Here is a 12049-nt window from a genome sequence, read left to right on the forward strand (position 1 = left end):
GGGGCGGGTAAAGGGTTATGGGGTTAAAGGGGTTAAAGGGGTTATTCAGAAACCTTACCTAACCCTCTTGTATGCGAAGATGCCGTTGTCGTTCTCAAGGTAGAGTGAGTCGGGACCAAGGACATCTATCAGGAAGGTATCGGTGTTGAGGATGATGCGTCCGTTGCAGAGCTTCCATGAAGTCCACGGATTGGCCTCTGCCTTGATGGCCGACTCCACCACTCCACCTTCCCTGATCTCGAAGCTCTTGTCGATGCTGCTCCACTTGCCTAGCAGCGAGGTGATGTTGATGACGCTCTTAGCCACTTGCCCGTTGTCTTCCTCGTAAGCCATGACAGCCACGCGGTCACCGGCAAGCATACCGCCAAGGACAATCGTAGAATTGTCGTCGGCATCGGTAAGCATGAACGACAGGGTATCGCCAACATCGGTTATGAGCTGGAGAGTGTGCATGGCTGTGCCGTCACCTACTACGCCATAGATGGTGCTGTCGGGAACAGTCTCTACTACGGCTATTGTATCTTGGCTGACATCGTCCGCCTTCTGACTGGACTTGCCGCCACATCCCGCTATGACGAACGGGGCTATGATAAACAAAAATATATACTTAAGCTGTTTCATATTTCTTGGTAAGGGTGAAGGTCGAAGGGCAAAGGGGTTCTCTTATCTCCTCTTATCTCCTCTTCACTATATGCTAAACTTCTTGCGTCTTTGCCTCGTTCCACAGTTTGTCCATCTCGGCAAGGGTCAGGTCCTTTACTCTGCGGCCTTCCTCATTTGCCTTTGCCTCGATGTAGTTGAAGCGGCGGATGAACTTCTGGTTGGTATGCTCAAGCGCGTTGTCGGGATTGAGCTTATAGAGCCGGGCAGCGTTGATGACGCTAAACAGGAAGTCGCCAAGCTCGGCGGTAGACTTGTCCTTATCCTCGCGCCGCAACTCACTCTCCAATTCATCAAGTTCCTCACGAACCTTTGCCCAGACATCACCCTTGTCCTCCCAGTCGAAGCCGACGTTGCGTGCCTTGTCCTGTATGCGGTAGGCCTTTATCAGAGAGGGCAACGCTGAGGGCACGCCGGCGAGCGTAGACTTGTTGCCGTCTTTCTCCTTGAGCTTTATCTGCTCCCAGTTCTGTATCACCTGCTGGGCCGTTGTCACCTCTGAGCCGTCTGCTTGTGCCTCGTCCTGGCCATAAGGCAAGGGCTTAGGATCAGCAACACCTACCTGTGATGGATGATAGACATGAGGATGACGGAAGATAAGCTTGTCGGTAAGGCTATTGCAGACATCGGCAATATCGAACTGGCTCTGCTCGCTTCCAATCCTCGCATAGAAGCAGACATGGAGCAACACGTCGCCAAGCTCCTTGCAGATGTTATGGAAGTCATCCTTCTCAAGGGCATCAGCAAGCTCATAAACTTCCTCTATGGTGTTGGGCCTGAGCGACTCATTGGTCTGCTTGCGGTCCCATGGACATTCGGTCCTTAATGTGTCAATGACATCGAGCATCCGTCCGAACGCCATCAACTTTTCCTCGCGTGTATGCATGATAAATTATGTAATATTTGTGCAAAGATACTATTTTTCATCGGAAATTTCGTAATTTTGCAGCGTTTTTAATAGAAATATTGTAAAAGCGAAGATAAACACATGGAACTACAAAGCAAGTATGACCCACAAGCCGTGGAGTCGAAATGGTATCAGTACTGGCTTGACAACAAGCTATTCAGCAGCAAACCCGATGGTAGAGAACCATACACCATAGTTATTCCTCCACCTAACGTGACCGGTGTGCTCCACATGGGACACATGCTCAACAACACCATACAGGACATCCTTGTGCGCAGGGCACGCATGGAGGGCAAGAACGCTTGCTGGGTGCCCGGCACCGACCATGCTTCTATTGCCACCGAGGCAAAGGTAGTGAGGCGTCTCGCAGAGCAGGGCATCAAAAAGCACGACCTGACACGCGACGAATTCCTCAAGCACGCATGGGACTGGACGCACGAGCACGGGGGCATCATACTCAAGCAGCTGCGACGCCTCGGAGCATCATGCGACTGGGACCGCACGGCATTTACCATGGACGAGACACGCTCTAAGAGCGTTATCAAGGTATTCGTAGACCTGTACAACAAAGGACTTATATACCGCAGTCTCCGCATGGTCAACTGGGACCCGAAGGCTCAGACGGCACTCAGCAACGAGGAGGTTGTATACATGGACGAGCAGTCGAAGCTCTACAACCTGAAATACTATGTCGCCCCCGAGTGCGACTGCTCTGACGTAGAGAACGCCGGCGAGGGAAACATCATCCACAAGGACGAGAAGGGCTACTATGCCGTTGTGGCAACAACACGCCCGGAAACCATCATGGGCGATACCGCCATGTGCATAAACCCCAAGGACCCGAAGAACCAATGGCTCAAGGGCAAGAAGGTGATAGTGCCTCTCGTAGGACGCGTCATCCCCGTCATCGAGGACCGCTACGTAGACATTGAGTTCGGTACGGGATGCCTGAAGGTGACACCCGCCCACGACCCTAACGACTACATGCTGGGCAAGACTCACAATCTGGAGACCATCGACATCTTCAACGCCAACGGAACAATATCCGAGCAGTCACCACTTTACGTGGGCATGGACCGCTTCGACTGCCGCAAGCAGATTGCCAAGGACCTCCAGGAGGCAGGACTCATGGAGCGCGTAGAGGACTATAATAATAAGGTGGGCTACTCGGAGCGCAATCCTGATACCGTCATAGAGCCACGACTCTCGCTGCAGTGGTTCCTCAGAATGCAGCACTTTGCCGACATAGCATTGCCACCGGTGATGAACGGCGAGATGAACTTCTATCCCGCAAAGTACAAGACTACATACAAGAACTGGTTAGAGAACATCCAGGACTGGTGTATCTCCCGACAGCTGTGGTGGGGACACCGCATACCGGCATACTACTATGGAGAGGAGAAATACGTTGTGGCTGAGACAGCAGAGGAGGCTCTCGAGCTGGCACGCAAGCAGAGCGGCAATCCAGCCCTGAAGGCCGAGGACCTGCGCCAGGACGACGACGCTCTCGACACATGGTTCTCGTCATGGCTATGGCCTATATCCCTCTTCGACGGCATCAACAATCCCGGCAACGAGGAGATAAACTACTATTATCCCACGAGCGACCTCGTGACAGCCCCGGACATCATTTTCTTCTGGGTGGCACGAATGATTATGGCCGGAGAGGAATACATGGGCAAATTCCCGTTCAAGAATGTGTATTTCACCGGTATCGTACGCGACAAGCTCGGACGTAAGATGTCAAAGAGCCTCGGCAACTCTCCCGACCCCATAGAGCTGATCGAGAAGTTTGGTGCCGACGGCGTGCGCATGGGTATGATGCTCTCTGCACCCGCAGGCAACGACATTCTCTTCGACGAGAGCCTCTGCGAGCAGGGACGCAACTTCAACAACAAGATATGGAATGCATTCCGACTGGTAAAGGGATGGCAGACCGTAGAAGCTGAGCAGCCCGAGGCTAACAGGATAGCCGTAAGCTGGTTCGAGGCCAAGCTCAAGGAGACCAATGCCGAGATTGACGACCTGTTCAGGAAATACCGTATTTCAGAGGCACTGATGGCTGTGTACCGTCTGTTCTGGGATGAGTTCTCAAGCTGGTACCTCGAAATGGTAAAGCCGGAATACCAGAAACCGCTCGACAAACAGACCTACGATGCCACCCTGGGTTTCTTCGAGACGCTGCTTAAGATGCTCCATCCGTTCATGCCTTTCATCACGGAAGAGCTGTGGCAGAACATCTACGACCGCAAGGAGGGCGAGTCTATCATGAGGGATAAGCTCAAGATGGACGCTCCTACGGCCGAGGAGAGCAAGCTGGTTGCCGACATAGAAGTTCTGAAGCAGATAATAGGAGGTGTGCGCACAATACGCAACCAGAAGAACATTTCTCCACGTGAGGCACTTACCCTGCAGATTGTAGGCAGCAACAGCCTTGAGGCATTCAACAGCGTGCTTACCAAGATGGCTAACCTCGATGCTATAGACGTGGTCAGCGAGAAGAACAGTACGGCATCATCTTTCATGGTTGGCACTACAGAGTATGCCGTTCCTCTTGGAGACAAGATTGACGTGGCTGCAGAGATAGAGAAGGCAGAGGCACAGCTGAAGCATCTTGAAGGCTTCCTTGCCGGCATCAACAAGAAACTGGCCAACGAGAAATTCGTTGCCAATGCCCCGGAGGCGGTCGTCGCGCTCGAAAGAAAGAAAAAGAGCGACTCCGAGGAGAAGATAGCCGCTCTGAAAGAAACCATAGCTGAACTGAAGAACAAATAATGAAGTATTTAGCAAAAGCATTTGCCGTCATAATGGCAATTACATTCTCACTTGCATCCTGCTCCGATGACTACGGGCAGGATGTAAGCGACTATGCCAAGCAGACCATTATTGTATATATGCCTTGGAGCGGCTCGCAGTCAACAAGCGGACTATACAGTTACCTGCTGGCAAACATCGACAGCATGGAGGCTGGCATCAAGGCCAAGAAGGGACTCGGAGACACGAGGCTCATTATATATCTGGCACACAGCAGCAGCCGGGCCGAACTGTTTGAGGTAACCTACGACAAAGGCATATGCAGCAGGAATACGATTAAGGAATACCCTACCACGGAGGGTGCGACGGCGCAGGGCATCACAACCATTCTCAACGATGTCAGGCATCATGCAGCTTCGCTCAACTACGCCCTTGTCATTGGCAGCCACGGCTCGGGATGGACATTCAAGGAAGACTGGGAGAACTACCCTTATAATGCCAAGGTAATGAAAACCGCGCACAGCGGCACACCTAAGGCCAACTATCCTACCACACGCTTCTTCGGCAGCGTAGACGACATGTCACTCGCCATTAATGTCACCACTCTGGCTCAGGCTATTGCCGATGCGGGGATGAAAATGCAGTATATACTGTTTGACAACTGCTACATGGCAAACGTGGAAACAGCCTACGAACTGAAGGATGTCACCAACTTTGTCGTGGCGTCAACAAGCGAGATAATGTCTGTGGGAATGCCGTATACGTCGATGTGGAGCAGCATGGCTACACCAACACCAAGCTATAGCGGCATGGTGTCGGCATTCAACTCCTTCTATAGCAATTTCAGATACCCCTACGGCTCACTATCGGCCATCGACTGCCGTAAGCTGGAAGAACTGGCTGCTGTTATGAGAGAGGTAAACGCTACGTGTACCATGGCAGACTCTCTGCGAGACAGCATACAGATACTGGACGGTTTCAACGAGCCGCTGTTCTACGACATGGCTGACTACACCGACCGTCTGTGCGGTGACAATGACATACTTAAGGCAAAGGTGAGAAAGCAGATTACTGCTGCCATAAAGAGCTGCAAGTCTACGTCTCAGCTGTATTCTTACCTGTATGTATATCAGTCACCTAAATACATTGACGTAAACACTTTCTCCGGCCTTACTATCTCTGACCCAAGCGTAAACAGAGTGGCTATAAAGGGAAGGGAGAAAACAAGATGGTATAAGGACACACATTAAAAAACTCATCTCCGCAATAGTTGCTTGGCGGAGATGAGCTATGTGTATCATTCATTGAATTACCTCTCGTAATTCAGTGATTTTTTCTCTTAAGCCAGTGGGGGATGATTGCAGACCAGTGGTTTCAATGATTATCAAAAACTGTCAGCTTATTACCTTCAAGACTTACTTCGAAAAACTTAGGAATTCTGATGGTACGTCCTTTAGAGTCAATCCTGTGACTGTGGCAAGACAGGAGTGTTCTGCCGTCGAATGTCTTGAAAATCATTCCGTGACCATAATTCGGAGGAGTTATCGGCTCCTTTTCCTGAATCCATGGACCATCAAGGGTGCCGTTCTCGGAGTATGCGACACCTTGAGTGTAGATATCAAATACCCAACTTGTCCACAACATTCCAAGTCTGCCTGTAGAGGTATGGAAAAGGAAAGGACCATCTGTAACCATGTGTGGCTTTATGTTTCCATTAGCATCCCTTTCCTTGCTCCAAGGAGAGTCGCTTGCCCTAAACAGTGTTTTGCCCTCCCCGACACTTCCACTAAGATCTGGTTTAAGCTCAATCTTGTCAATCGTGCCATTGAGGTTCTGAAGCCACTCCCAGCAATATACCATATATGGTTTACCATCTGAATCTATCCAGAAAGTGCCGTCAAGAGTCGGCTTGTCTTCTGGCAGATAATTTTCCTTGCCCACAGGGCGAAATGGTCCTGCGGCCTTGTCGCTCACAAGAATGTGGCTCGCCCTACGCTCTATGGGCCTTCCTGCAACGGTATCGATAAACACCTCCTGATTGGTGAACGTGGCAAAATAATAGTATTTTCCTTGATACTGATGCAGTTCCGCAGCCCAAATCATGGGACGTGGCCCCATCCACGACGAAGGATCTGTCTCGGCAACACGGTATGGGCCACTCCACAACTTCAGGTCTTTGCTCTTCCACATCATCCCTCCCGTACCAGTCATATAATATGTCATGGTAGCACTGTCCGCCAGTACAAAGGGATCACTGAGCCTTATAGAGTCTATGGGGACATTGTCCCTTGGCACAACTGGATTTCGCTGTGCCAACGTACATGTGGAAATTATTGCAAATGCAATAATAAAAATAATCTTCATTCTGCCCATTGAAAAAAGTCTGTTATAATATTTACTGACTATTGCAGGATTTTATCAAAGAAATAAGGAACCTGACGGCGCCAGAATGGCCAGTCGTGGTCAACGTCATGTCCCCAATAGTCGAACCATGCGTTGTTGACTCCCTTCTCCTTCAGTATGCGGTCCATCTCGCGCGTACTCCACAGCAGGTCGTCTTCCCAACGGCCCTGTCCCACACAGAAGACTATCTTGCTTTGTCTGTAGGCCTGCATCCAAGGATGGTCGGAAGGCATCTGCTGCAGGAAGTCCTGCGGAGAGTTCTCATATACGAGCCCGTCCATGTAGCCGTCGAAACCATAAGAGGCATGGTAGAGACCGCTCATGGCAAGCATGCCGTTGAACAGGTCGGGACGGCGGAAGAAGAAGTTGGCAGCATGGAAGCCACCCATGGAGCAACCGGTGGTTATAAACATCTGCTGGTCGTTGTGCCGGACGTTTGGCAACAGCTCGTCCGTGACATACCTGAACCATCTTTCTTGCTGCTCTATGCGCCACCGCTTGTCACCACCCTTGTTGGACCATGTCTCCCAGTCGATGCCGTCAACGCATATTATCCTTGCCCTTCCGCTGTCTATGAACGGTGCAAGGACATTTATCATTCCATAGTTCTCCCAATCAAAGTAGCGGCCATCCTGACAAGGGAAGGCCAGAAACGCCTGGCCATCGTGACCAAACACTTTATATTCCATCTCCCGGCAGAGGTTCTGACTCCACCATTTGTGATATTCTATATGCATAATCTATAATTTATCAATATATATATATAATAGGTGGGGTGATAAGCGGGGTTGTCCGTTATGCTCTGTTACAAGCATCGAAGAGGAAAGCATCACGCTCCTCGGCCGTTCTGAACCGAGCGATATAAGCCTGGTCACCCATTGCGCCCGAAAGAGCCTTTGCTATATGGGGGCTCATCATGATTGCACCCTTGTACTTCTCCAACATGGCGTTATGGTCGAGGACATATCTTACGTTATCGCGGCGGCCTGCAAAGACACAATAGTAGTCGTCATGCGGGTCGGGTGTAGTACGGTAGTCGAAGGCCACCATGTCTGCCCATATCTTGAACATGGAGATGTTGTGCGCATAGTTTATCATGTCAGGTGTATAACCACCGCCTGGACGCATGTTTACCTCAAGGGCAACGAAGTCGCCAACCTCTCCAAGACCGCGATGTGCCTTGTTGAGACGGAAGAACTCAAGATGTACAAATCTCGACTTCACGCCGAAAGCCTCAACAGTCCGCCTACCCCAGAAACGAAGGTTCTCCGACATCTTCTTCTCTACGAAATAGGTGGAGTCGAGGTTGTTGTTTACTATATCTGCTATACTCGGCGGACAAACGCACATAGACTCTACCAAAGGCTCACCCTTGGAATTGATTACCGCATCGTAGGTACAGATGTCACCTGTCACAAATTCCTCTATCACATAATTCTCAACCTGGGGAGTGTCACGGAAGAAAGCCTCAAGAGCAGCCTCGTCCTCAAGCTTATGGGCACCGCCCGCACCAACACCAACATCGGGCTTGGCGAAAAGTGGATACCCTGCATCATTGGAGAACCGCTTCACAGCCTCCAGCCCCTCAGAGGTCTTTATCTGCCTGGCTGTACGAATACCTCCCTTGGCATAATACTTCTTCATCTCCGATTTCTCCTTGAATGCCTCTATGCCGTCGAGCTTTACACCGGTAGTGACATTAAAGTCGGTCCTAAGCCTTGCATCAACCTCAAGCCAGAACTCGTTGTTGGACTCTATCCAGTCAATGTGCCCATACTTCCAGGCGTAATAGCCCACGGCACGGTACATCTCATCGTAGTTGGAAATGCTGTCAACATGATAATACTCTGTCAGCGAACGCTGAAGTTCTGCACTCAGCTCTTCCTTTCCTGCATCACCAATACCAAGGACTCTCACCCCGTTCTTTTGCAATTCGTCACAAAACTGCCAATATTTCTCTGGAAAATTTGGCGAAATGAAAATAAAATTCTTCATGTTATTTCTTTTGTCCCTAAGTTTAATACCAGATTGCTTGCAAAACTAATAAAAAAAACGTAACTTTGCAAAGAATTTGGGTAAAAAAGTAACAATCAAGAAACAACTTGCTATGAAATACTTCCTAACGAGCAGCCCAAGCGTGGCTATGGACGGTGCCATTAACCCCGCAAACGGCTTCCTCGACAAACTGAGAAACGAACTCTTGCATCCTATACGTTGCATCTTCATAACCACACATCCCGACGACATCCAGTTCAGCGAGCATTGTTCCACATGTATGAGGCAGGCTTTTGAGGATGTAGACTTTGTTTTTGAGAGCTACACCCTGCTTGACAGGCGGACAGCACCAGAGGCTGCAGAGCTGATAAGCGATGCCAACTTCATTATCCTTGGTGGAGGGCATGTACCTACGCAGAACGCCTTCCTGCATGACATCAACATGCCAAAGCTGATTAAGAAATTCAACGGGGTTGTACTGGGCATATCTGCCGGAAGCATGAACTGTGCGAGAATTGTGTATGCGCAGCCCGAGGAACCGGGCGAGGCTGTAGACGAGGACTATGAAAGATTTCTGCCTGGTCTGGGACTGACAGAGGTGCAGATATTGCCACACTACTATCTGTGCAAGGACCAAAAGGTTGACGGGTTAAAGGTCTATGACGACATAGCAATTCCTGACAGCAAGATAAACTGTCGCCGCTTCTACGTGTTCCCTGACGGTACATATTTATACGGTAACAACGGCAACGAGACTATTTATGGCGAGTTTTTCATCATCGAGAACGGTACGATGAGAAAAGTCGCAAACAACGGCCAGCACATGGGACTACCTTTCGTTTAAGGCTGGTTGGATTTCATCATCCCACGACATGCTCCCAAGCACCTTGTATCATTCAAACAGGAATGTTGCGACAAGTGGCAGATGGTCACTGTAGCCATTCATGTATACTGGTCCCCTGAAACAGCGTTTTGGCCTTACTCCGCCATATTTACTCTCTTCCTCAAGCAGGAAGGGAGCATCATTTATGTAGCACCCCATGATGCGTTCTGCGATGTTGCCACTGACGAATATATGGTCGAGACTCCCCCACTCTCCCTGATACCGATATGTTCCCTTGGCTCCATTGCGTCCAATGACATCACGCGACACCTCCACCATACCGTTGCCAGCAATGCGGGTCAGACTCTTGTCGTTACTATAGTCATTGAAATCGCCTGCCACGATTATCCTTGCCTCCGGGCAGACGGCACGAAGAGAGTCTATGGACGCACAGAGCCTTTCGGCCACAAGCATACGATATGGCTTCGTCAGATGCTCGCCGCCTGCACGGCTTGGTGAGTGTACAATATAAATATGTAAGGTATCGCCCGACATTACAAGTCCGCTTGCGTAGAGGATATCGCGCGTAGGCCGGACGCCTTCGGGCATCCTCACACCTATGGAATGGGAAGTGAGAAGCTTGAAGGAATATGGCGAGTAGACCAGCGCTACGTCTATGCCGCGAACATCGGGAGAGGACGTCATCACATACTCATAATGCGCATTGCGCAGAAGTGAGCGTTTGGTGAGATCTCTCATTACGCTGTCATTCTCCACCTCGGTCAAGGCAATCAAATCTGGTATGGTTGCCGTTGCGGAGTCACCGCCACAAGAGAGTATAGCCTGCGATATATGGTTGAGCTTTCTCCAATACCTGCCGGGAGTCCACTTGTGCGTACCCTCTGGCATAAACTGCAAATCATCCTTCAGGCTGTCGTGCTGGCAGTCGAAGAGGTTTTCGCAGTTGTATTCCACAAACGTTAAGAGTACGGAAAGCAGTAGTGAGAGCATGGTGGCAACAGTATGGTTATAGTTTCTTAGACCGGTTACTCGTAGTCGTCAATAACAGAATTGACGAAGTCCATCATCGGCTTGGCGGTCTTGAATACCTCGGCCATGCGCGGCAGCCATCCCGTTCCCTCAAAGAAGCTGTCGGGCACCGTTATCCATGCGCAATAGTCTTTCATGCGCAGATAATGCAGGAACTCATAGTCACGTGGGAAATCCTTTGGCGCTGTCTTCAGCATGGACAGGCCAAAGCCCCTTCCGTCTACATGGTCGTCTGTCCAGACACCCCCGCCCGGTTTGCCGAACAGTTCTACAAACTCCTTGTTCTCCACACACCTTCGCCACTCGTCGATGTTGCCCATTATCTCATTGCGGCATGATGTCAGTATGTTTGTTGGCAGCCAGTATGCACCAACGGCAAGCAATGAGGCACCTGGCTCAAGGTGTATATAGTAGCCTGCATGCAGGCTTTTCTTGCCCTTGGCAGATATATACGCGCCAAGATGCCTTTTATATGGAGACTTGTCGGGTGAGAAGCGCGTGTCCCTGTAAAACCTGTAGCAGCAGTCTTTTGGCTCCAGATGAGACACCGTGGGGTCGAAAGCAGAAATAGTGCTGATGGCCTCACAGACTCCTTGTTCAAAAGAGTCCCTGCAGGCTAAGTATTCGTCCTTGTGGTCGGCAAACCACGGACGGTTATTGTTTTTGGCTATATCAGACAGGAAGCCAATAATCTTTTTTGTGTCCATTCTCTCGTTACTATGACAGTTTGCTGTCGTCCAATATCTTCACTATGATAGTTTGCTGTCGTCCAATATCTTCGGACAGATACCGTTGAATATACATTCCCCACATTTCGGCTTGACGCTCTTGCACACGTACCGTCCGTGCAACAGCAGCCAATGGTGGGCACGTGGCACATCGTCGGCAGGGATATTGGACATAAGCTTCTGCTCTACTTTCAGCGGTGTATTGTCAGCCTTGCCTACCAGTCCCATACGGTGGCTTACCCTGTAGACATGCGTGTCAACGGCCATGGCAGCCCTGCCAAACCACACGGCCTGCATGACGTTTGCCGTCTTGCGTCCTACGCCAGGCAACTTCACAAGGTCGCTGACAGCATCGGGCACCTCACCGCCAAAATCGGCGACTATCATCCGCGCCATCTCTACAAGATGCCGTGACTTGGCGTTCGGATAGCTCACGCTTCTGACAAACTCCAAGACATCCTCTGGCTCGGCAGCGGCCATTTCCTTAGCCGTGGGGTATGCAGCAAAGAGAGCCGGCGTGACCTGGTTTACACGCTTGTCGGTACATTGCGCACTCAGGAGGGTGGCACACAACAGCTGGAAAGCATTTCCAAACTCAAGCTCTGTTGTCACCACAGGCATCTGGCTACGGAAATAGTCAAGGACTATCCTATATCTTTCTTTTCTTGTCATTCTTCGGAAATGTGGTGCAATCTAATTGGAAGCATGATCATCATCTTCCGCATATTG

The 12049-nt window shown here is 50.3% G+C and carries 11 protein-coding genes; 3 read left to right on the top strand and 8 right to left on the bottom strand.

The genetic code is table 11. The features are described 5' to 3' along the window. Window positions 1-54 precede the first annotated feature (54 nt). Both CIL02_RS02480 and mazG read right to left on the bottom strand, forming a co-directional pair. Window positions 55-621, bottom strand: coding sequence for a hypothetical protein (locus CIL02_RS02480; protein WP_094398900.1), 567 nt, complete (start codon window positions 619-621; stop codon window positions 55-57). Between the two features lie 73 nt (window positions 622-694). After that, window positions 695-1546: a nucleoside triphosphate pyrophosphohydrolase gene (gene mazG, locus CIL02_RS02485; RefSeq protein ID WP_094398901.1), complete on the bottom strand. Its 852-nt coding sequence runs from the start codon at window positions 1544-1546 to the stop codon at window positions 695-697. Between the two features lie 102 nt (window positions 1547-1648). Between mazG and CIL02_RS02490 the strand changes: the two genes are divergently transcribed. Together CIL02_RS02490 and CIL02_RS02495 are read left to right on the top strand one after the other, a co-directional pair. After that, window positions 1649-4342: a valine--tRNA ligase gene (locus tag CIL02_RS02490; RefSeq protein WP_094398902.1), complete on the top strand. Its 2694-nt coding sequence runs from the start codon at window positions 1649-1651 to the stop codon at window positions 4340-4342. Then, a complete protein-coding gene (locus CIL02_RS02495; RefSeq protein WP_094398903.1) occupies window positions 4342-5571 on the top strand; it encodes a clostripain-related cysteine peptidase in 1230 nt (409 codons plus the stop codon). Before CIL02_RS02490 ends, CIL02_RS02495 begins: the two co-directional genes overlap by 1 nt. A gap of 124 nt (window positions 5572-5695) precedes the next feature. On the opposite strand, the gene CIL02_RS02500 is transcribed toward CIL02_RS02495, so the two are convergent. From CIL02_RS02500 to CIL02_RS02510, 3 genes are read right to left on the bottom strand one after another with little or no spacing between them, the layout of a single operon-like run. Next, a complete protein-coding gene (locus tag CIL02_RS02500; RefSeq protein ID WP_094398904.1) occupies window positions 5696-6694 on the bottom strand; it encodes a glycoside hydrolase family 43 protein in 999 nt (332 codons plus the stop codon). Between the two features lie 29 nt (window positions 6695-6723). Further along, window positions 6724-7461, bottom strand: a complete 738-nt coding sequence (locus tag CIL02_RS02505) for an esterase family protein (protein WP_094398905.1) — start codon at window positions 7459-7461, stop codon at window positions 6724-6726. A gap of 58 nt (window positions 7462-7519) precedes the next feature. Further along, entirely contained in the window at window positions 7520-8719 is a 1200-nt protein-coding gene (locus CIL02_RS02510; protein ID WP_094398906.1) for an acetyl-CoA carboxylase biotin carboxylase subunit family protein, read from the bottom strand. A 112-nt stretch (window positions 8720-8831) separates the two neighbouring features. On the opposite strand from CIL02_RS02510, the gene CIL02_RS02515 reads away from it, so the two are divergent. Next, the gene (locus CIL02_RS02515) at window positions 8832-9563 is read left to right on the top strand and encodes a Type 1 glutamine amidotransferase-like domain-containing protein (RefSeq protein WP_141210088.1); all 732 of its coding nucleotides are present in this window, start codon (window positions 8832-8834) and stop codon (window positions 9561-9563) included. A 48-nt stretch (window positions 9564-9611) separates the two neighbouring features. On the opposite strand, the gene CIL02_RS02520 is transcribed toward CIL02_RS02515, so the two are convergent. From CIL02_RS02520 to nth, 3 genes are read right to left on the bottom strand one after another with little or no spacing between them, the layout of a single operon-like run. Continuing rightward, the gene (locus tag CIL02_RS02520) at window positions 9612-10553 is read right to left on the bottom strand and encodes an endonuclease/exonuclease/phosphatase family protein (protein WP_094398908.1); all 942 of its coding nucleotides are present in this window, start codon (window positions 10551-10553) and stop codon (window positions 9612-9614) included. 35 nt (window positions 10554-10588) lie between these two features. Beyond that, window positions 10589-11299 (bottom strand): DUF2461 domain-containing protein, encoded by a 711-nt coding sequence (locus CIL02_RS02525; protein ID WP_094398909.1) that lies wholly within the window; start codon window positions 11297-11299, stop codon window positions 10589-10591. A gap of 42 nt (window positions 11300-11341) precedes the next feature. Further along, a complete protein-coding gene (gene nth / locus CIL02_RS02530; RefSeq protein WP_094398910.1) occupies window positions 11342-11992 on the bottom strand; it encodes an endonuclease III in 651 nt (216 codons plus the stop codon). Window positions 11993-12049: the final 57 nt, after the last annotated feature.

Origin of the sequence: Prevotella sp. P3-122, assembly GCF_002251365.1 — a bacterium.
Classification (GTDB): Bacteria; Bacteroidota; Bacteroidia; order Bacteroidales; family Bacteroidaceae; genus Prevotella.